At 33.7% G+C, this 19,935-nt stretch carries 22 protein-coding genes and 1 pseudogene; 5 read left to right on the top strand and 18 right to left on the bottom strand.

Going from position 1 to position 19,935, the window contains the following annotated elements; all coding sequences use genetic code 11:
* Nucleotides 1-24: 24 nt before the first annotated feature.
* Together HGC4_RS09970 and HGC4_RS09965 are read left to right on the top strand one after the other, a co-directional pair.
* On the top strand, nucleotides 25-924 hold the full coding sequence (locus HGC4_RS09970; protein WP_050709990.1) for a DUF5712 family protein: 900 nt from the start codon (nucleotides 25-27) through the stop codon (nucleotides 922-924).
* Between the two features lie 176 nt (nucleotides 925-1,100).
* Nucleotides 1,101-2,096, top strand: a complete 996-nt coding sequence (locus tag HGC4_RS09965; protein ID WP_050709989.1) for a hypothetical protein — start codon at nucleotides 1,101-1,103, stop codon at nucleotides 2,094-2,096.
* Between the two features lie 229 nt (nucleotides 2,097-2,325).
* Here HGC4_RS09965 and HGC4_RS09960 read toward each other — a convergent pair whose 3' ends face one another.
* The 8 genes from HGC4_RS09960 to HGC4_RS18455 all read right to left on the bottom strand — a co-directional run bounded on the left by HGC4_RS09960 (nucleotide 2,326) and on the right by HGC4_RS18455 (nucleotide 7,558).
* Nucleotides 2,326-3,126 (bottom strand): radical SAM family protein, encoded by an 801-nt coding sequence (locus HGC4_RS09960; RefSeq protein WP_050709988.1) that lies wholly within the window; start codon nucleotides 3,124-3,126, stop codon nucleotides 2,326-2,328.
* Nucleotides 3,127-3,138: 12 nt separating this feature from the next.
* Nucleotides 3,139-4,080: a three-Cys-motif partner protein TcmP gene (gene tcmP / locus HGC4_RS09955; protein WP_050709987.1), complete on the bottom strand. Its 942-nt coding sequence runs from the start codon at nucleotides 4,078-4,080 to the stop codon at nucleotides 3,139-3,141.
* Nucleotides 4,081-4,142: 62 nt separating this feature from the next.
* On the bottom strand, nucleotides 4,143-4,514 hold the full coding sequence (locus HGC4_RS19090; RefSeq protein ID WP_242047134.1) for a tyrosine-type recombinase/integrase: 372 nt from the start codon (nucleotides 4,512-4,514) through the stop codon (nucleotides 4,143-4,145).
* 104 nt (nucleotides 4,515-4,618) lie between these two features.
* Nucleotides 4,619-5,401, bottom strand: a complete 783-nt coding sequence (locus HGC4_RS19085) for a phage integrase SAM-like domain and Arm DNA-binding domain-containing protein (protein ID WP_242047135.1) — start codon at nucleotides 5,399-5,401, stop codon at nucleotides 4,619-4,621.
* A gap of 11 nt (nucleotides 5,402-5,412) precedes the next feature.
* Nucleotides 5,413-6,519 carry a site-specific integrase gene (locus HGC4_RS09945; RefSeq protein ID WP_050709986.1) on the bottom strand — a complete coding sequence of 369 codons (1,107 nt, stop codon included), beginning with the start codon at nucleotides 6,517-6,519 and terminating at the stop codon, nucleotides 5,413-5,415.
* A gap of 337 nt (nucleotides 6,520-6,856) precedes the next feature.
* Entirely contained in the window at nucleotides 6,857-7,012 is a 156-nt protein-coding gene (locus HGC4_RS18850) for a hypothetical protein (RefSeq protein ID WP_185099968.1), read from the bottom strand.
* Nucleotides 6,979-7,296: a phage integrase SAM-like domain-containing protein gene (locus HGC4_RS19275; RefSeq protein WP_050709985.1), complete on the bottom strand. Its 318-nt coding sequence runs from the start codon at nucleotides 7,294-7,296 to the stop codon at nucleotides 6,979-6,981. The genes HGC4_RS18850 and HGC4_RS19275 overlap by 34 nt, the downstream gene beginning before the upstream one ends.
* Entirely contained in the window at nucleotides 7,226-7,558 is a 333-nt protein-coding gene (locus tag HGC4_RS18455) for an Arm DNA-binding domain-containing protein (RefSeq protein ID WP_157258230.1), read from the bottom strand. The genes HGC4_RS19275 and HGC4_RS18455 overlap by 71 nt, the downstream gene beginning before the upstream one ends.
* Nucleotides 7,559-8,349: 791 nt before the next feature.
* Here HGC4_RS18455 and HGC4_RS09935 point away from each other — a divergent pair.
* Nucleotides 8,350-9,375, top strand: a complete 1,026-nt coding sequence (locus HGC4_RS09935; RefSeq protein ID WP_050709984.1) for a PDDEXK nuclease domain-containing protein — start codon at nucleotides 8,350-8,352, stop codon at nucleotides 9,373-9,375.
* Between the two features lie 176 nt (nucleotides 9,376-9,551).
* On the opposite strand, the gene HGC4_RS18845 is transcribed toward HGC4_RS09935, so the two are convergent.
* From HGC4_RS18845 to HGC4_RS09925, 4 genes are all read right to left on the bottom strand, one after another.
* Nucleotides 9,552-9,974 carry a hypothetical protein gene (locus tag HGC4_RS18845; protein WP_050709983.1) on the bottom strand — a complete coding sequence of 141 codons (423 nt, stop codon included), beginning with the start codon at nucleotides 9,972-9,974 and terminating at the stop codon, nucleotides 9,552-9,554.
* An 18-nt stretch (nucleotides 9,975-9,992) separates the two neighbouring features.
* The gene (locus tag HGC4_RS19270) at nucleotides 9,993-10,112 is read right to left on the bottom strand and encodes a 4Fe-4S binding protein (protein WP_157258228.1); all 120 of its coding nucleotides are present in this window, start codon (nucleotides 10,110-10,112) and stop codon (nucleotides 9,993-9,995) included.
* A 191-nt stretch (nucleotides 10,113-10,303) separates the two neighbouring features.
* Entirely contained in the window at nucleotides 10,304-10,552 is a 249-nt protein-coding gene (locus HGC4_RS19265; protein WP_082204139.1) for a helix-turn-helix domain-containing protein, read from the bottom strand.
* 15 nt (nucleotides 10,553-10,567) lie between these two features.
* Entirely contained in the window at nucleotides 10,568-10,912 is a 345-nt protein-coding gene (locus HGC4_RS09925; protein WP_157258226.1) for a hypothetical protein, read from the bottom strand.
* A gap of 143 nt (nucleotides 10,913-11,055) precedes the next feature.
* On the opposite strand from HGC4_RS09925, the gene HGC4_RS09920 reads away from it, so the two are divergent.
* Nucleotides 11,056-11,547, top strand: coding sequence for a hypothetical protein (locus HGC4_RS09920; RefSeq protein ID WP_050709981.1), 492 nt, complete (start codon nucleotides 11,056-11,058; stop codon nucleotides 11,545-11,547).
* A 312-nt stretch (nucleotides 11,548-11,859) separates the two neighbouring features.
* Here the strand turns inward: HGC4_RS09920 and HGC4_RS09915 are convergent, their stop codons facing one another.
* From HGC4_RS09915 to HGC4_RS09890, 6 genes and pseudogenes are all read right to left on the bottom strand, one after another.
* On the bottom strand, nucleotides 11,860-12,312 hold the full coding sequence (locus HGC4_RS09915) for a helix-turn-helix transcriptional regulator (protein ID WP_242047142.1): 453 nt from the start codon (nucleotides 12,310-12,312) through the stop codon (nucleotides 11,860-11,862).
* Between the two features lie 137 nt (nucleotides 12,313-12,449).
* Nucleotides 12,450-13,199 (bottom strand): annotated as a pseudogene (locus HGC4_RS19260) (DUF4007 family protein).
* Nucleotides 13,200-13,302: 103 nt separating this feature from the next.
* Nucleotides 13,303-14,319, bottom strand: coding sequence for a type II toxin-antitoxin system HipA family toxin (locus HGC4_RS09905; protein ID WP_050709978.1), 1,017 nt, complete (start codon nucleotides 14,317-14,319; stop codon nucleotides 13,303-13,305).
* 2 nt (nucleotides 14,320-14,321) lie between these two features.
* Nucleotides 14,322-14,642, bottom strand: coding sequence for a HipA N-terminal domain-containing protein (locus tag HGC4_RS09900; RefSeq protein WP_050709977.1), 321 nt, complete (start codon nucleotides 14,640-14,642; stop codon nucleotides 14,322-14,324).
* Nucleotides 14,639-14,845: a helix-turn-helix domain-containing protein gene (locus tag HGC4_RS09895; RefSeq protein ID WP_199327735.1), complete on the bottom strand. Its 207-nt coding sequence runs from the start codon at nucleotides 14,843-14,845 to the stop codon at nucleotides 14,639-14,641. Before HGC4_RS09895 ends, HGC4_RS09900 begins: the two co-directional genes overlap by 4 nt.
* Before the next feature lie 311 nt (nucleotides 14,846-15,156).
* A complete protein-coding gene (locus HGC4_RS09890) occupies nucleotides 15,157-16,278 on the bottom strand; it encodes a site-specific integrase (protein ID WP_185099964.1) in 1,122 nt (373 codons plus the stop codon).
* 727 nt (nucleotides 16,279-17,005) lie between these two features.
* Between HGC4_RS09890 and HGC4_RS09885 the strand changes: the two genes are divergently transcribed.
* Nucleotides 17,006-19,555: a Kelch repeat-containing protein gene (locus tag HGC4_RS09885; RefSeq protein ID WP_050709974.1), complete on the top strand. Its 2,550-nt coding sequence runs from the start codon at nucleotides 17,006-17,008 to the stop codon at nucleotides 19,553-19,555.
* Nucleotides 19,556-19,935 lie beyond the last annotated feature (380 nt).

Below are 19,935 nucleotides of genomic sequence, written 5' to 3'. Positions count from 1 at the left end.
GACTTGATAAATGAAAAGTAAGCCATGAATATAGATTTTCCACCACCATCCAAAGGCACATATAATAATGCAGGTAGCAGCCGAAGATTGGCTTCGTACCTCGAGCACGAGGATATGGAACATATGGAGCAGGGAATCTATACCGAAGGCTTTTTCAATCTGACAGAAGAGAATCTATATAAATCACAGGTAGTAAGAGATATAGACAGCAATAAAGCTCAGTTACTCAAAATGGATGCTAAATTTTATCCTATCCATGTCAGCCCATCGGAAAAGGAACTCAAAGCAATGGGTAATACAGAACAGGAGCAAGCTGAAGCCATGAAACGCTACATCCGTGAAGTGGTGATTCCCGAATATGCTAAGAACTTCAATAAAGGACTATTGGCAGAAGATATCAAGTTTTACGGCAAGATACATTTTGATAGGGACAGGTCAGATAACAAAAATAATATGCATTGTCATTTGATTGTTAGTCGGAAAGACCAATCGAACAAAATAAAACTTTCCCCATTGACCAATCACAAGAATACCAAGAAAGGGTCAGTTATGGGAGGTTTTGATAGAACGAATCTATTTCAGAATGCAGAAAAAGGTTTTGATAAGCTGTTCAATTATGACCGACAGCTAACAGAATCGTTTGAGTATTACAACACGATGAAGAACGGCAGTATCACAGACCAGTTGAAAATGCAGGAGCGACAACTTACCCATGAAAAAGAAAACAACTTTGCAAATTCTCAAACTTTCAATACTGCAAATATACAATCTGTAAATCAAGAAAATAAGGAAAATGTCAATTTGCCAAATTTGGGATTATCCTCTACTTTAGGATTGTTTACGCCTGATGTGTCTAACCAAGACAAAGAACAAGTTCCCATGAAAAGAAAAAATATAAAACCGAAGCGAGGATTAAAGAAATAGTGACTATCTAAAGGATAACATACTTAAAATTTGATGATTATTATGTAAATTTGCACTTGATTATTTGTGAGAATAAATGTATTTAGAATATATAGAGAAGAGGTTCAATGTTAATTGTCAATATGTCATCAGTAATCACCTATACGTCAACTAGTAATTTTTAATGTAAAACAGCAATGGAAGACTTTTTGAAAGATCTAAATAAATCTGATTTATTAGTTATAGCGATTTCTTGTATCAGTTTATTTGTATCCGTAATTGTACTTCTATTCACTTATAAAACTTACATTTTAAAATATGGACATAAGGTTCGTGGTTGGACAGGAATTTCATATTCAATCACGTCATCCAGTAATTATTTTCATACTCTTATTTTAGAGAACTTGAAAGATAAGGATTTGATAGTTTTTGATATTTTTGTTCGCTTTGGACATAATATCTATTTGGATATGCTTGACAAAGACAATTTAAATGAAAGCTATTTTCATATAATTCCTGCACTAAGCACAAAAGAATTTCGCTTTGGACCAGCAATAGAATATACTTCTGGCACTGATTTAGTAAATTTATCCCAACTTTTTGCTAATGAAAAGATAAGTAAAAAGATTATTCTATCGACCAATCAAGGTAAAGTTGTTGTTAACCCTTTCAAAAAAGGATGGAGTCCTATTTCCGATTATTTTAATAATTATGGTACTGTGATAATTAATCCTATTAGGTACTATTCTGATAACTCAATCTATGGGAGAAAAGGTAAAGAAAAGGAGCAAACAAATCCTGCAATTGATTATAGCACTTATGGCAACCAGACATTATACTTAGTTATTATCAAAAGAAAACATTTTGGACTAGTAACATACCCAATATGGAAAGATGCTAAAGTGCAGTATTTTAGTGATATAGATTTTACAGAAGAATCTCTTGAAAACAAAGATTCTTTAAAAAAGTTTCTCCTCAAGGCAAAAGCCAATAATAAGATTGATTTTGAGACAATTGATACAATTGTGGATTTTCAATCATATGTTAACAGTATACGCAAAAAATATTCCACTTCTCCAATCTTGTTAGAAGCTGAAAATTGGTATACATACCACATTTCTGATAAAATTCAAACTTATTGGTATAAACTTAAAGAGTATTGTAAAGGAAAATGGCAAAAGAAAGGAAAGTAGTATATTCCTAAAGATAATTTTATAAAATGTAAGGCTCATTGCTTCCGCAGTTATTTACCGTGCAACTTCGGTTATTTACCGCTTATGGCTTCCCTGCCGTTTTGGAGGCGGAAGCCCACGATAATAACCGATTGCCCGATAATAACTTCTGCTTTTGTAAGGTGTGAAATGACGCAAATATGCTTAAGGTTTCCCTGAACTAGCGAGGAATAGGTATCCAAGGATAAGATTACTCATCTAATCCTTTTACTGTAGATATTTCAAGATTAAGTACTTTTTTAATACTTTCTTTCCATTTTATCTTTGGATTATTTTTTAGTTTTTTATACAATAATCTAATATGACTATCAGACTGTGACTCAATCAATTTTTTTGCCTGTTCAATTGTCTCATCATCTGTGACTCCATTCATCGTTAATCTCCGATGAAGAAAATTCGCTTTTCCTATCCAAATAAAATCAGTAACATAGTCCTGTAAATCTGAAACTAGACTTACGGTGTTGCTATCTAACATTGGCTCACAAGAAACACTTGTCTCAAAACCTTTATCAAATGCATATTTCAAACATCTTTTTCTCTCTTCGTAGTTAGTTGCTCCTGGCTCCCAAAAATTTAATATTCCAGATTTTTTTGAACCTATTGTAAAACGAAATAATATATTTTTTTTGTATTCTGAAAAATTACAACAAATAGCTTCTATAACTTCAAAATGAGGTTTTGAGACTATCAAAATATTATTTTTAGCCTTCAATAGTTTTCCTAAAAAAACAATGGTACTCGGCAAATTATCAGGAGTGATGTCGTGGCTAGAAGGAAACATTATAAAACCATCTACTTTTTTTATCTTTTTATTAAATTGATTGTAGTTAATTTCCTCTGTACTCCAATTTTCCGTAGTCTTTCTTTTAAATCTTATTGCCATTTCACGACTATAGCAATATTTGCAATTATTTCTACAGCCACTTATGAAATTTGCATTTTCAACAGCCCATTCGTATGTTCCAAAAACTTGTTTTATATTATCTTTCATTTCACAAAAATATCAAAAAAGTTGACGTTGTCCATCAAATTGTATCTTATTTGCTTTTTCCCAAAACTCTCTTCCTTTTTCATGAGACGAGGCAAATACTAAATCATAATAGTGCTCAATGTGTTTGAAATCGAAATGTTGATAACCTATTTCTTTAAGACTATTAATATATGCACCTCTAAACATTAAACGTAAATCCCTTTGAGATGCCGTTTTGACAAGTGGGTCATTAAAGAAAGCTCCAGAGCCTAAAAAAGATTTATATTTATTTATAACATTTTGATGTGTATCAGGAGTATCAATAGCTTTCCCTATGTTACGGTTAAAATCTGTTCCGATAGCAAAGTTTACTATAAAATCAATATTTTTTAATCGACTTTTTAAAGTCCTAAGTAATGAAAAAGGGACACTACAATCTGTCGGGTCAATAAATACAAGATATAATCCTATTCCTTTTGTTTCTCTAATAATATCATCACAGATCTTATCAGGATTATTATAGTCACCTATCAATGCTATCGCATTGGAGGTGTTATTTGCTTTTATCCTTGCATTTAAAGTGTCTATAACCTTTTGATTATAGTCAAAGAACATTGCTTTATTAAGATACCTACAAGCATCATTCTGAATTATACACAAAGATGTTCCATTGAACTCATAACCATTTTCTCTATTAACACAACGTCCGGGACCACTACAAATCTCAATGTAGTTAATTTTACCATCCCATTTGTTTTTCATGCCTAAAGAGAAGATTGTGAAATATTGAACTAGATGGTGTATCTTTTGAATAGCCCAAGAACCAACACATCTTATTGGTAGTTTATCTGTTTCTGAGACTGTTTCCGTACATAAATCTTCTTCTGTGACTTCTTTACGTTTTTGCTTATTACATCCCCTGCTGCATGATGCATTTAAGGTTTCCTTTATATCAATTCGAGTGCTTTTTGCCATAGCGTAATACGATAATTTTCACAATATTACAAATATAATTAGTATTAGTTTAGCTTTTTCGATTATAATATTGTTTTTTTGGATGTATATTTCGGCAATTTATATTTTCCCTCAATCCTCTCCGCTAGGTTTGTCATATCCTCATTAATTTTCGTCCGAGTAACCTCCGCATAGATTTGAGTTGTTTTGATAGAAAGATGTCCCATCATTTGACTAAGCGTCTCAATCGGAACACCTTGTGTCAGGCAGATAGTCGTTGCAAACGAAAATCGGCTCATATAGAATGTCAGCCGTTTATCAATCTTGGCAGCTTTAGCAAGCCGTTTCAGTTGCCAGTTCATATTCACATGAGTTTGTAATTTGAAAACACTACCATCCTCTCCTGCAAATTCCGAATCTTTATATCTGTCAAGAATCTGAATAGGAATATCCAATAGTGGAATATAAGAAGTAGTTCATGTTTTCTGTCGATTCAGCACAATCCACAAACTTCCATCTTCTTGACGTTGAAAATTGGAGTGTTGCAGATTCCGTAAATCTATACAAGTGATGCCTGTAAACACACAAAAATAAACATATCCCGAGTAAAGTTCCATGTAGCGTGTTTGGTATGTACTCCCATCAAACGCTCTATCTCGTCCATTGTTAGCCACGGACGTTTGGGTATTATTTTTTCGGAAACATAATCAAAGAATGGGTCTTGCCGCATCAGTCCCTTATGTTTAGCCTTTGTAATACAAGTTCGTAAAGGAATTAAGTTACATTTTACCGTTCTTGGAGTCATACGCAAGTCTAGTTTTAGATAAAGCGAATAGGCTTCGATAAATGCAATATCCACTTTTCCGAATGGAATATCCGTCACATTGTATTTTGTCGCTAGAAAATCTTTCAGATGCCTGTAAGCATTCGGATATACAGGATAGGTAGATTCTTTTATTTTGATTCCGACACTTTTACGTTTTTCTTCCACTAACTCTGCAAATTCCTGCATCAAAGTATTTCGATTCGTACCAATACCACGCAAAGCATTTTTTAGAGATTCCGCAGTAATGTAGCCTTTACCTTCTACCATTGCTTTGTAATGGTTATTCAGTTCAGATTTATAGTTCTCGATTTGCTTGTTAATCGAAGTATTCGACTTTCCGATAGCCAATCCTCCTTGTGCGTTCCATTCATCGGGGAGAATATCCATTCCTGTACTGAATGCTGTGCTTTTACCATCTACACTGATACGACCCATTACTGGGCATTTACCTGACTTCTTTTTCTTACTTGTATTTAGATAGAATAATATGCTGAATGTACTTCTGTTGTATTCCATGATTGTGTTTTTTATTGGTTATTAGCAGAATAGGTAAATTTATTGGCAAGCCGATTTGATAGAACCTTCATATCACTACCGATTTTCTCATTATTGACACGAGCGTAACGTTGGGTTGTCTGAATATTTCGGTGTCCCATCATACGGCTGACGCTTTCAATAGGTACACCTTGTGAGAGGCAAAGTTGGCTTGCAAAGCAGTGTCGGCTAACATGGAAGCTGATTTTGGTTGAGATATTGCAATGTTTGGCAATTACTTTTAGAGCATAGTTGATTCTGCCTTGGCTCAATACAGCAAAGACAAGGTTGTCTTTTGCCAATCCCTTGTATTTCTCCATAATCCGAATAGGGACATCCAACAGTTTTACATTAAATGGAATATCAGTTTTCTGTCTTGACATAGAAATCCACAAGCTACCATCCTCTTCGGTGATAACATCTTTCCATGTCAGTTGCTTCAAATCAATGAATGAAAGTCCTGTGAATGCTGAAAAGATAAATAAATCACGGATAAAGCTTTGACTTGATGATTTAAAAGGAGTTGATATCAGGCGGTCTAGTTCTTCGGCAGTTAATGTACGTTGCACAAATTCGGGCTTCCCCAATTTGTAACCTAAGAATGGCGGATAGGTAATCATATTTCGGTGCAGAGCGATTCGAACCGCTTTCAATAATAGAGCAACAATAGTAACAATGGACTCTGCTTTGAGCTTGCGTTCTACTCGAAGATAATAATCATAGCTTTCGATAAACGGTAAATCCAATTGAGTCAATGGAATATCCTCAATGTGGTATTTTTCTTTGAGGAAACGTTTGAGATTTTTGTAAGTGACATTGTATTTGGGATAGGTATTTGCAGAACGGTCAATACCTATCCGTCTGCGAAATTCTTCTGCCATATCCTTGAAGTGGACAAGCAGGGTTTTCTGTGTGGTAGCTATACCCGACTTGACATTCCAAAGATGTTCAGGGACAGATAGTTTAGAACCAAATTGAGCAATACTGTTTCCAATAATGATTTTACCGATTATTGGATAGCTAACATTCTCTTTGGTATTACTTTTTTCAAGTCTACTCTCTCTTTTTATATAAAAAAAGACTTTCAATTCGTTGTTCATAACGCTCACATTTTAAAGTTGATAAATTTACTTCTTATGTGAGTTATTCGAACAATGTAAACCGCAGACAAACAACGTTATAATCAGCCAATAAAGGTCATCAAACTGCTGTATTTTGCTCCGTTCAAAATGGGTAACGGTATAGAAACGGAACTCCTGCTTATATCTGCCGAAATCGGTATTTTAGCTACTAGGCACTCAATGCCATTAAAGGACATCCGCCTCTGACTATTAATTCGTTACCTAGATTTTCTTTCCTTTGCTTTTTATCTTCTAGGTTGCTGTAGCAGCTGAAGACAAAGAGGTCCCGTATGGTTGTAAGCCGAGGTGTCAGGAACTATTTCTGCCATATGGCATCGACTTCTTCCTCCAGCAGTGATATGCGATCTGATTTATCAAAACGGATTATGTAGAAATGAAAGGGATTGTGTGTAACGAGTCCTAGTTTTTCGAAGAATTTCATGATTGTCGAGAATCGTTGTATGTATTCCATGTTTGCGCTATTATAGCGGTATTATTCTTATAAAGAAGATCTTTTCTCATGTATGTGTGAAATTTTTCCAGGAAACCAACAGTAATCTGCTCCATCCGGATATCGGATTGGTTGTATTCCTTTTCCAGAAACTCCTGTATACGTCTCCATGTCAGTCCATAACGAAAGGAAGTATTGCTGCCTATATTCTTACCTGTTTTGGATTGAAAGAACTTAACCTGCTCTGTAAACTGAAAGCTTAGTTTGGTTTCGTCTTCGAGAGCCAGATAGGCTTTTTTCAGCATCAGCGGGGTAACATATCTGTATTTTTCTCTTAATCTGCTGTGATCGTATGTGGTCGAGCTGCCGGTTTATTTCTTTGGCATAGGTTGTACTGCCTTTGGCTCTTCCCTGATTCGTTATCCATTGTTCGGGGAATATATCTGTTTTGGTGCTGAACTGAAGATAGGTTCCTTCGATTGTTATGCGTGTCATAATGGTGCATAAACGGTTTTTCTTGGGTTCGTTCTTTTTGATAAAGAACAGGATACTGAATGTGCTTCTCATCATTTGAATGTTTTAAGTAAATAATCATACCTGAAACTAATGAATGTTTCAGGTATGATCTTGCTTTTTTGTATTTTCTTAATTATTCAGGAATGATTGTAATGTGCTGTTTTTCTGCGAAATGGGATGGTGGCAATAAAATGCGTATTAAAGCAATAAGATGAAGTAGGGTATAGGATAAAGCATTAATTAATAACGGGTTTCATCTAAAATCTGTATTTCACCGCATTTTGCTTCGGGTCCTGCTGGACGGGAAGATGAACCTGAAACTCAATACTCTGAATATCAATATCTTGCAGATGTCTAAAAATCCAGTCCCACGAATAAACCCACGCGTATTTTTCGCCAATTTTCGTCGTAATGTATTGTATCAATTAACTTTGATTGCAAAGATAAGCGGTACTTTTGTAAAAACGGTACTTGAACCTGAATTTAACTATTTAAAATTGTTTGTTTTTGTGTAATTTTCTCATGTATATTATCATATTTTTCTGATTAATTTCAATCTGTATAAATACTCATACTAAGTATAATTTCAGCTAATACAATCAAAAGTACACTGCAATATATTCGAGTAAGAAAGAATATTTTCACATTTTAATAGATAATTTCTGTCATAGACGATAGATTTGCATCTTTAAAGAAATGTAACTCGATAAAGTTTATATACTTCTTCATCTTCAGGTTGATATCGAACAGATTGAAAATAGATTAAAGACTATCCGAAATAGCTTAAATAAGGTAAAGTAATATATTGAAATAAGTTATCTTTGAAGTAAAATAAATATTGTATGACTACTATCCAACCCAACGATTATAATCATTTCCTGATTGAGATTAAGGAACGAATTCGTTCTGCTCAATATGAGGCAATGAAAGCAGTCAATAAAGAAATGATACAACTTTATTGGGATATCGGTAAGCAAATAACAGAAAAGCAGCAGGCATCCGGTTGGGGAAAAGCTGTTGTCGAGACATTGTCAAAAGATTTACAGAAAGAATTTCCGGGCATTCAAGGCTTTGGTGCACGTAATATCTGGTATATGCAGCAGTTTTACACTGAGTATGAGGGAAATGAAATTCTGCAACCATTAGTTGCAGAAATTAGCTGGACTAAACATTTAGCAATAATGACTAAATGTAAAGATATACAGGAGCGACAATTTTATATCTTGTCAACCAAGAAATATGGATGGACCAAAGATGTGCTTATACATAAGATAGAAGCAAAAGCATTTGAAAAATATCTGTTAGGACAAACTAACTTTGACAAAACATTACCTGATAATATAAAACATCAGGCTGTTTTAGCAGTAAAAGACGATTATACTTTCGACTTTCTTGGATTAGGTGAAGAGCACTCAGAAACAGAACTGGAGCAGGCATTAATCAAAAATATCCGTTCATTCCTTATTGAATTCGGTACGGACTTCACATTTGTAGGAAATCAATACCGTATTGAACTGGAGGATGAGGAGTATTTTATTGATTTGCTTCTGTATCATCGTAAACTTCAATGTATGGTCGCCGTCGAGCTGAAAATAGGTAAATTCCTTCCTGAATACAAAGGGAAAATGGAATTTTATCTCAACATTTTGAATGATAAAATCAGACTGCCTCACGAAAATCCTTCCATTGGAATTATTATATGTAAATCTAAAAAGCGTACAATAGTAGAATACGCACTTAAAGATTCAAATCAGCCAATAGGTATTGCCACTTACAGCCTTACAACTGAATTACCGGAATCATATCAGGAGCTATTACCTGATGGGGACGAGATAGCTAAAAAGTTAAATTTGCTAATGGACAAATAAAGGTAGAATGTTCCTACGTAATTTATCGTTTTTGAAGTTTCCATGCTGACAAATTTTTATCATACGAATCTAGTCTAAAGGCACGATTTGTTTTCGCTATCAGGCTCATTAGTTTTTACTGATAGGTTCAGATAATAGACAAAGCAAATTTCTCATATTCAAAAAACTTATACTGATTACACAATCACTTTGTTATTACTTTTGAAAAGAGCAATAAACCGTTTGCACTTATCTATGGTATGAACAATAACTATCAGTATAAAAAGATGCCCTATCACATTATGAAATTTCAACAATGGCATTCCAATCATAAAAAAGATAATACTTAAAAACATCAGGAGAAAACAAATGATTGTCAGTGCAGTTATCTTGTTCTTTAAAATGACTTTCTTTTTGGTGAATGATTTAATCAAACGCCAATGTTGGGCTACATGAAGTATTATCAGTGAAAACCACACTACACCCATAATACAATGGACAGAATTCCAGTAAGCGGATATTTGTCCGACATGACCTGCAATCCTCAGTAAAATAAAGCCGAGTACCAGTAAAATATCAACTATTATTTTAGCTTGCTTTGATAAGAATATGTTTTCCATTTTATTTGTTGGATTTGTTCAGGTTTGACTAAATACCCTATGAGGGCAGGTTTTGATACACTTCATACAACCCGAGCAGTCTTTCGAATTTTTAAGTACAATATGCTTATGCCATAAAAACTCTATTTTACCGATCACTTACTTTGAACAGGCTTCGACACATTTCCAACAGGCTACATATGTCCGGGGATTTATCTTTATGTGTGCTGTATTCCTTTTGCTTAATATCTCTGTTGCTTTTTCCATTTTTTCATTCCTGTTATTATATTGATACAAAATAACGGAAAATAACAGCGGATGGAAATAGAGAGATTACGGTATAGGTTGGACTATTTAAGGTATTTCTTGCGGAACTGTGTTGGCGAGAGCTTAGATGCCTTAGTAAACAGGCGTGTAAAATAAGCATAATCTTCGTATCCGAGTTCGAAGGCAATCTCCTTGACACTCTTATTGGTATAGAATAATAGGCGTTTAGCCTGAATAATAAGTTCGTTTTGAATACACTGACTGACAGTTAGCCCTGTGGTCCTCTTTACAGCTTCGTTTAAATATATGGGATACTGTACACCAATTACCAATCATTGAAACGTCCGTCACAATACGCAGACAAAATAAATAAGTAATGTTTTAAATTGAAAAGTAATAGCTGCCAGTCGTTTATTTTCAGAAACAGACAAGCCTTTCCGGTATATTTCTGCTGTGATTCCGATATAATAAGAGAGTAAATCGTGGATAATACTTTCTTCGATATATTGTCTTTCGGGTTTTAGCCTTTTGTGGATGGCTGAAGCGCAATATTTCAGGTCGTTAATCACATCTTCATTTAGATTTACTTTACTTCCCATTTGAGAGACTTGCTCGAATATTTCTTTGTATTCATCTTTCACAAGCATAGTATCTACTGCCAGAATCCAGCCACATGCTTTTATTACCGACACGGATATGGACTTGTCCGGGTAAGATGCAGTGAACGTTAGTTCCTGTTATTTCATGTTCTTTAAATAGTGAAAATAAATTCATCTACGCAAAAAAAGCTGCGTACCATTACTCTTCCTTTGTCTCAGAATCAAAAAGAAAAGTAATGAAAATATCTAATTTGCAGAAAGAAACAGAATTGATGATCGCAGAATCTCTTATCGCAGAATTTAGCAGTAAGCGGTATGTAGACTGGGCTATCAAATTATTAAGCAATGGCTATGAGTCAGAATATCTTAATGTTCTTGCCGGATTGGACAATGAAGAGTCTGAGACAGTAGATAAATATTTTAAACAAGTACTTTTTGATTTAAAAATAGAAGTCGAATCCGATAAAGAAAAGCTAATAGAAATCTATGCTACATATATCGCTGAAGGTGTTGTAAAAAAAGAGATAACAACTGAGAATGGTTTACTGGCTTTTGTGAAAGTAGCGAATTTTATGGATTATGAAAGCAAATATCTCGAATTTACATATTTATCCTATGATATATACGGGCTTGAGAATGGAGAATATTCATATTATCACGATGGTCTGACTCTTGAAAATAAGGAAGAATATATCATTGAGGAATTCAGATTATTTTTAGAAATTTAGAAATCCAGATAGTGCTAAAGAATTTGTCTACTGTGAAATATGTACTCATGTTGGTAAATCTATTTTGAAAAAGACCTTATTTAATAGAAATGGAACTTTAAGATGTGAAAAATGTGGCTCTAAGAATATACAAAGTTATTGGAATCAAAAAGGAAAAAGAGGTATTGTCGAATATTTAACGAAAAAACAATGATAGAACTAAAAGGAAAATATAACTTCAAGTGGATAAATGACAATTTACAGAATCAAAATTTTATCAGTTTTTTATTTTACTGATGATAATTTGAAATTATAGAATGACACCTGAAATATTTATTCTCCAATATCATTATACCTTTCCTTTGCCAATCTGAATTTCCATGCCATAAAATCAACCAATGACTGAGGCGAAAGAATCTTTATAGTATCAGCAAAACCGAAGAACTCTCGTTGAAGTTCCTGATTAATTACTACATTCAATTCAAATATCATACAGCCATCCTCTTGGGTTTCAATTAGCTTTTGGCTTTTATGGAAAGGCTTAGTCTGCACATAAGGAGCATTCTGTTGATCTACCCAGAAATGAACAGTTTCTGTTTTCATCCCAATGTTTTTAGTAACACCGATAACATCAGAGAAGAAAGTTTGGGAATCAAACAGATTATTATCTATAAATCGTTCTTTTCCTGCGATCTCGATATTATGTATCCTGTCCAAAGCCAGATTAATTAACGAGCCTTTTCGTCGTCCAAATACAACCCAGCGGTTACGGTATTCTTTTAGCAGATAAGGGAAAAGATAAACGTATTTGCCGAGCGGACTTTAAAGGAACGGTACATTTATCAATATACTCACTTATTTGTAGGGTTTGAAGTCCAGCAGTGGACGAAAATAAGATATTGGGGAATTCTTCTCAATATCTTCTATAATAGTATAAAACCCTCTTTAGATAAAGAAAAAATCATTCCAGGGGAATTATAACCGCCTATTAGATCATTGAAGTTTATACTTATATTTTCAGTGTATTCATATTTGTCTAATATCGAATATAAAATAACTTCAAATGGTAAGTTTTCTCTATTTTCATAAGGTATATTATACCGATGTAGAGCTTTATGATCTTCATGAATAGTTGTCCTTGTTAATAAACTGAGTTCTGAAAATATACTGGAATATATATCTTCAATATCTCCTTGTTCATCTTGTGGTTTGGTATACATTCTTCGAAAAACTGAAATGTCGTTAGATATCGTATTTTCGTTATATATATTATTTTGCTAAGCTTCTTTTTTTTAATATTCATGCAGTTGATTATCAGAGAATTATAGGGTATTTATTTTCCTGAAACCGTTGAAAAACAAATTATAGATTGAGGCATAATCTGATTTTACAAGATGATAATGCAAGAGCCACAAAGTACCATAATCCTCTAACTACGAGTCTTTACCATTCTCCCCGAATAGATAATTCGCTAGAATTGTCAATTCACATTTATCGTCACACAAGCCGAATACTTTTAATCAATAGGCTATTGAACTTACCATATTTTTACCAACACCTAAGTCTATAACAGCAGTGTCTGATGTAAACCTTTTTTGTTGATTTAGAAAATTACAACCTTTTTTTAACCAAGGTTGTTTGCAGACAAATGTTTCGTGTCCAGAAAACCTCATTCTTTTATTTTAAATTATAGATAAATGTTTACAAAGATACTAAAAAGTGAGTGGATGCCATTTTAATGTGTAGAGCTTTTTATATTCTCTCAAATTTACATACTCACTCTTGTGAATTTCTCCTAAACCTCTCCGATCTCTCCTCATAACCACGAATATACATTCGTTTCAACTTATCGTCGAGAAACGACTGCTCAGTTAAGGTGTAAACCAAAGGCTGAGATACCAGAAACTCATCCAGTATTTTCCTTATTTGAATATCCGGGACAGCAATCAGTTTGCCGAAAATCACAAAATCGTCCTGACAAGGATGTCTTTTTCGTAGATAGATATCTGAGTAATATTCTTTGTCGAATAACCCACCTTCCAAAGCGAAATCTTCATCTTTAACATGCAGTGAACTATTTAGTAAATCATAAGCAGGACTTAAAACATAGTCTCCGTTGATTGTTTGTTGTAACGAGAAGTTCTTCAAATGAGCATCACCATTACCAAACACATAATTGAAAACAACTAAGCGAAAAAATTTAACAATCTCCACTTGCCAGGCTGCAACATACTTAGGAAACAAAAGTCCCATATCTGTGTAACTGCCCGTATATTTAAAATGCTTCCCGTGGGTTTCGCTTGTCTTTTGAGAAAGAGACGCAAAATCTTCTTGTTTTATTTTAGAGTTATCAGCATTTATATCAAAACGCTTAGTAATATAGGCAGCTTGTCCGTCTTGAAAAAATATCAAAGCATTCTCCGCTGTCTGGATATTATAGACTTGCCGAGCTATTTGCATTGTCAGATGCTCATTCGCTGGCATATATTGGCGATGCTGTATCCTTTTATAGTCAGGAGCAGGCTTAATGATATAACGTCCTTGCATCCCCTCGGGGGTAAGTATTATTTGCCTTTTGTCAATGATAGCTGAAAACTTCTCTTGAACTCCCGAGATAGAGATCTTACCAATGTTATCATCAATAATGAGACGGAGGTTATCATCGTTCGAGAAATCGAGTATGTGGCTTACTTTCTTACTATCAAAGACCCGGCGAATAGCTGTTGGACTATAAGTGCTAAAGCCTACAGAAAGAGTTCCTGGGCAATTTCTTATTTCTATATTTTTCGCCATATTCAAATACCCTTAATCGTTATTGCTCCAATAGTATCCTCATTCGCCGTTGCTAAGAGTAAGCTAAAGTAATCGTTCTCATCAATTTTATACTTTTCAGTCTGAACCTGTTTATTCACTCCCTCTGATAACATATTGAAAAAGAATGGGAATAGTGTTGAAGAATGGTATTCTTTTTTCGATTTGGGAAATGTGAGGCTTATGGCTGATTTTGTACTGTCATTGAAATATTCATCTGTATAGCAAAATATGAAAGAGCCGTCCGTATTCTCGGTCAGTATCCCTGCCAGATCACCATTTACATACACATTCGCTTCTCTCATACATTATCTAAGTTTTTTATAGTTAAATCAAGCGTCATACCTAATACACCCGCTATTTTATTCAGTGTATTGACTGCGGGATTTCCTTTACCTGTTTCTACCTGTTTAATAGTCCGTAAGGCAACTCCCGAAATATCTGCTAAATCCTGCTGCGTAATGCCCAGCAGAATACGCCTGTCTTTAATTTTCTTATAAATATCCATATAGTGTATTATATTGCTCTTTTATGCAAAGATATGATAATAATTCAATGTAAGTAATAAATAAGCTATTATATTGCACTTTCTGAATCGGGTTATTGAATGTTTCAGATAAATTCGTATCTTTGATTCAAACAAATGTTTGATTTAAAGATGTTTAAATTCGTTTCTAAATCATTACTATTTAATCTTACGTTTACAGTTAAAAATAATCACCGTAAAGATTTAACTTACAGCGATTATCTTTCTTTTTATTTATTATTTGGCGGAGAGAAAGATTCTAACCATTGTTCCCATATAAATCAATCATATTGTTACTCATTCAATAAGAACTTCTTATTCACATTCCTCATATCCCTTAAAATACTCTTGTCCAAAACCTTTGCATATTGCTGAGTCATTTTTGTGTCCGAATGCCCTAGCATTTTAGCGACATTCTCCATCGTAACCCCATTGGCGAGACAAGTAACCGTCGCGAAAGTATGCCTGGCTACAAGGTATTTGTCGGGCCTTGTGTTTTTATATTTTTCAACAATCTGTTGAGGGATCGGAAGAAGGGGGATTTGCGATACTTCATCGGTTTTCATTCTGTGAATACTGATCCAATAGTGGTTGTCATGGCTGAGCTGTATGTCGTCTTTCTTCAGCCTGCATAGGTCGATATGAGAGAGGCCGCTGTAGCAGCTGAAAACAAAGAGGTCCCGTATGATTGTAAGTCGTGGTGTCAGAAACTGTTTCTGCCATATGGCATCAACTTCTTCCTCCAGCAGTGATATGCGGTCTGTTTTATCAAAACGGATTATGTAGAAATGAAAGGGATTGTGTGTAATCAGTCCGAGTTTTTCGGAGAACTTCATGATGGTTGAGAATCGTTGCATGTATTTCATGGCGGTATTATTCTTATAAAGAAGATCTTTTCTCATGTATGTGTGAAATTTTTCCAGAAAACCAATAGTAATCTGCTCTATCCGGATATCGGATTGGTTGTATTCCTTTTCCAGAAACTCCTGTATACGTCTCCATGTCAGTCCATAACGAAAGGAAGTATTGCTGCCTATATTCTTGCCTGTTTTGGATTGAAAGAACTTAACCTGCTCTGTAAACTGAAAGCTTAGTTTGGTCTCATCTTCGAGAGCCAGGTAGGCTTTTTTCAGCATCAGCGGGGTAACATATCTGTATTGTTCTCTTAATCTGCTGTGATGGTTATGGAGTTGTGACCGTATGTGGTCGAGCTGCCGGTTTATTTCTTTGGCATAGGTTGTACTGCCTTTGGCTCTTCCCTGATTCGTTATCCATTGTTCGGGGAATATATCTGTTTTGGTGCTGAACTGAAGATAGATTCCTTCGATTGTTATGCGTGTCATAATGGTGCATAACCGGTTTTTCTTGGGTTCGTTCTTTTTGATAAAGAACAGAATACTGAATGTGCTTCTCATCATCTGAATGTTTCAGGTATGATCTTGCTTTGTTGTATTTTCTTAATTATTCAGGAATGATTGTAATGTGTTGTTTTTCTGCAAAATGGGGTTGTGGCAATAAAATGCGTATCGAAGGAATATGATGAAGTAGGGTATAGTATAAAGCATTAATTAATAACGGGTTTCATCTAAAATCTGTATTTCACCGCATTTTGCTTCGGCTCCGAGCAAGAACGCCCGAATTTATATCTAACACTATTGTTATTCAATGTGTTACCAAAACATTACAACTTAGTCAGTAGTGATTTAGTGGTTATATTTGGCTTTGTACTGTCTCTCAAAACACCACTCTTGGCTTGGAGTTGACTATGTATTCTTATAGAATCAAAGATACAAACTTATCCTCTAAGTGCACACTATAAGGATGGAATTTATTCCTTATCTTCTTGTTTATCATCCTCAGCTATGATATTGCCCGAATGCCTGTTCGAGAATTAGGGAGACAAATTTAACTTCTATTGATGCCCATATCTATGGGCATCAATAGAATAACTTTAATTACGAATTGTAAAAACCACTTCATTAGCCATGCTCTGTGGGACATAATATAACAATTAGATTATGGATGTCTAATATTTAGGTTTATTATCAAATAAAACTCGTTAGATTTGTTTGTATGAAAGAGTGAGAAAAGTATTAACTTTGTCTAAATTAAGTTGACCTAGAGAGTTCTTCATCTATTATTATGAAAAAACTTTTATTATTTATACTCATTTGTTTAATAGCCTCCAATGCATATTCACAAGAATTGGATTATGGTCTATTTTTTAAATCACATTCTTATAAAGGAGGTGAACGGACTTCTTTACTTTTAGAAAATGGAGATTTTTTTGGTCTTGCAGATAAGTTTACGTTCTCTTTTGATTTATTTCTTCGTTCTAATGAAGATCATTTTGGTCTTGTTTCTCGTATAATGACCAATGACAATCAAAATATTGATTTAGTTTTTAGCCCGTCAGGGAATAATTTAGGTAATTTAGTTTTGGTTATTAATGAAGAGTCTTATCCAGTTTTAAATGGAATGCCTGTTGACCAATGGACGCCTATTTCAATAACCCTGATTCCTAAAAGAAATAAAGTCGAATTATTTTGTGGATCCTCTAATAAGACATATTTGGTGTCACTAAAAAAATCAAATCAAATAATAATATCGATGGGTGCATATCGCTTGAAAGATCTTCAATGGACTGATGTTGCCCCTATAAATATTAAAGATATAAAAATTGAAAAAAATAACAATATTTTTCGTCATTGGGAATTAAAGAAGCATTGCAATGATACTTGTTTTGATAAAGTGGCTAATATGCCGGCTATAGCTGAATCTCCAATTTGGTTAATAAATGATCATGTTAGATGGAAGAATTTATATTCAATATCTGGACAAAATATTCAAATAACATATAATCAAAAGGATGATATATTTTATATCGCAGAAGATAACAAGAAGTTAATATCATTTAATCCGTCGAATCTTGAAAATATAATTACGATTGTAAAATCAGGATACCTAGCTTCAGGATATGAAAACCAATTGATATACGATACAATCTCAAATAAACTGATTTCATATAATTGGGACGATGAAATCACAACCTCTTTTTTCTCGTCTGAAACTCAAAGTTGGAGCCTTAAAAGTAAGAATAATAATGAACCTAAATACTGGAATCATTCTAGTTTTTATTCAGCAAAAGATTCTACATTATATATGTTTGGTGGATACGGTTATTATAGATATAAAAATGATTTAGTTTTATTTAATCCCTATACAAACAAAACAATAAGAAAAAACATACCGAAAATTACCCCTCGCCATTCATCATCATCAACAGTTGTTGGAGATAAGTTGTATTTGTATGGAGGACGTGGGAATAAAGGGGGGAAACAAGAATTGACCCCTAAAAGTTTTTATGACCTATATTCTATTGATTTAAATAATTTCAATGTCGAAAAGCTATGGGAAATTCCAGAGACATCAGGTCCGGCTCATATTCCCACAGCTAATATCATTTATGAACCTTCTGAAAAAGCATTTTATACCCTCATTACAAAGGGTGGAGGTTTCTTAATGAAGATACCTATAGATTCATCTAACTTGGAGTGCATGGCAAAGCCTATAAATGAGCTCTTGACATATTCTTTTATGTATTTCAATATCTATTATTCAGAAAAAGCTAAGAGAATTTACGCCGTTTTTAATAAGACGTTGATTGATGGTACGTCCCAATTATCAATTTACTCGCTTAATTATCCTGCTATAAATGAAATTGATACTTTACAAGCACCACCTCAAAACAAAAGAGCATCATCTCTGCTAATCTCTATTTCTTTAGCTCTATTTTTATTGTTGGCTATAGTGTTGATTTTTATTTGGATAAAAAAGATTAACCATCAAACAAACAACCATACCACCATTGATGGGGAAGACAAAAACTTTGCTTCTATTGGAAAAGAGGATAGCATTATAAGTATAGATACGTTTGAGAATAAGAATCTCTATTTCGATAGAAGTAAAAGGACAATATCTCTTTTAGGTGTATTTAATGTCAGAGATAAGAATGGCATCGATATTACGAGTAAGTTTTCGCCTAAACTAAAAGGTTTATTGATCTTACTTCTCTTATTTGGAGAGAAAGAAAAAAGAGGTATAATGAATAAGGAAATTGAAGAATTATTATGGAATGATAAAGACGAAGAGTCGGCACGTAATAACAGAAGCGTTTCACTCCGAAAGCTACAGGTTTTGATGGAAGAGGTTGGAGATATCGAGATTGAAAATAACAATAAATTCCGTCGAATAATCTTAAAAGACGATATATTTTGTGACTACACAGTTGCTCTAAAATATATTTATGAAGCAATGTCTGAAAATGAGTCATCTCCCAATTTCAATGATCAATTAATAGAATTACTATCTTGCGGACCTTTACTTCCCAAAACTAGTGTCGAATGGCTGGATGAATTTAAAGGGAATTATTCTAATCTCGTTATTGATGTAATTGAAGTATTATTAAATTCCACTCAATATAAAACAAACGACTTAGCTAAACTTCGCTTAGCTGAGATCATTTTCATGCATGATAATCTCAATGAGACTGCTTTATTTATAAAATGCTCTATTCTTTATAGTAGTGGAAAAAAAGGTCTGGCTAAAAACACCTATGATAATTTCTGCAGAGAATATCTAAAAGCGATGGGAGAAACTTACAATACTTCTTTTAATGGTCTCTGCAATTAATTCTGACTTTTCCTTTCTATATTTTCTCAATAACTATACTAGTTTCTAACTATATCCCCAAAATATCATAGAAGTATCTTGCTTATTTATCCCTCAAATATAATAATATAGAAGTAGGGAATCATGAATATATACATCTAAGTAGATGTGCATGTTCATAAAAAAAACTGTCAAATTTTAAGCGAAATTATTTTTAGGCTCTCTCACCTTCTCATTATTGTTGGCTAAGTTATCTTTATTCTCAAAAATATCCCAATTAAGACAAAATTAAGACAAAATTAAAAGGATATTAAGAAGTTGTTTCTTATAAAATTAAGTCCACACGGCTATATTTGCTTAAATCTATACCTAATGAAACAATTTTTATTCATCCGATTCAA

It is taken from the genome of Dysgonomonas sp. HGC4, assembly GCF_001261715.1.
Taxonomy (GTDB): domain Bacteria; phylum Bacteroidota; class Bacteroidia; order Bacteroidales; family Dysgonomonadaceae; genus Dysgonomonas_A.
This window is presented reverse-complemented; position numbering and strand designations above follow the sequence as displayed.

Excerpts from the sequence above, each read along its gene's own strand:
- HGC4_RS09900 (WP_050709977.1), bottom strand. The coding sequence starts at position 14,642 with ATGAGAGAAGCGAATGTGTATGTAAATGGTGATCTGGCAGGGATACTG.
- HGC4_RS09920 (WP_050709981.1), top strand. The coding sequence starts at position 11,056 with ATGAAAATATCTAATTTGCAGAAAGAAACAGAATTGATGATCGCAGAA.
- HGC4_RS09960 (WP_050709988.1), bottom strand. The coding sequence starts at position 3,126 with ATGAAAGATAATATAAAACAAGTTTTTGGAACATACGAATGGGCTGTT.
- HGC4_RS09890 (WP_185099964.1), bottom strand. The coding sequence starts at position 16,278 with ATGAGAAGCACATTCAGTATTCTGTTCTTTATCAAAAAGAACGAACCC.
- HGC4_RS19085 (WP_242047135.1), bottom strand. The coding sequence starts at position 5,401 with ATGGAATACAACAGAAGTACATTCAGCATATTATTCTATCTAAATACA.
- HGC4_RS09945 (WP_050709986.1), bottom strand. The coding sequence starts at position 6,519 with ATGAACAACGAATTGAAAGTCTTTTTTTATATAAAAAGAGAGAGTAGA.
- HGC4_RS18850 (WP_185099968.1), bottom strand. The coding sequence starts at position 7,012 with ATGGAATACATACAACGATTCTCGACAATCATGAAATTCTTCGAAAAA.
- HGC4_RS19275 (WP_050709985.1), bottom strand. The coding sequence starts at position 7,296 with ATGCTGAAAAAAGCCTATCTGGCTCTCGAAGACGAAACCAAACTAAGC.
- HGC4_RS18845 (WP_050709983.1), bottom strand. The coding sequence starts at position 9,974 with ATGGAAAACATATTCTTATCAAAGCAAGCTAAAATAATAGTTGATATT.
- HGC4_RS09895 (WP_199327735.1), bottom strand. The coding sequence starts at position 14,845 with ATGGATATTTATAAGAAAATTAAAGACAGGCGTATTCTGCTGGGCATT.
- HGC4_RS09965 (WP_050709989.1), top strand. The coding sequence starts at position 1,101 with ATGGAAGACTTTTTGAAAGATCTAAATAAATCTGATTTATTAGTTATA.
- HGC4_RS09905 (WP_050709978.1), bottom strand. The coding sequence starts at position 14,319 with ATGGCGAAAAATATAGAAATAAGAAATTGCCCAGGAACTCTTTCTGTA.
- HGC4_RS09970 (WP_050709990.1), top strand. The coding sequence starts at position 25 with ATGAATATAGATTTTCCACCACCATCCAAAGGCACATATAATAATGCA.
- HGC4_RS09935 (WP_050709984.1), top strand. The coding sequence starts at position 8,350 with ATGACTACTATCCAACCCAACGATTATAATCATTTCCTGATTGAGATT.
- HGC4_RS09885 (WP_050709974.1), top strand. The coding sequence starts at position 17,006 with ATGAAAAAACTTTTATTATTTATACTCATTTGTTTAATAGCCTCCAAT.
- HGC4_RS18455 (WP_157258230.1), bottom strand. The coding sequence starts at position 7,558 with ATGAGAAGCACATTCAGTATCCTGTTCTTTATCAAAAAGAACGAACCC.
- tcmP (WP_050709987.1), bottom strand. The coding sequence starts at position 4,080 with ATGGCAAAAAGCACTCGAATTGATATAAAGGAAACCTTAAATGCATCA.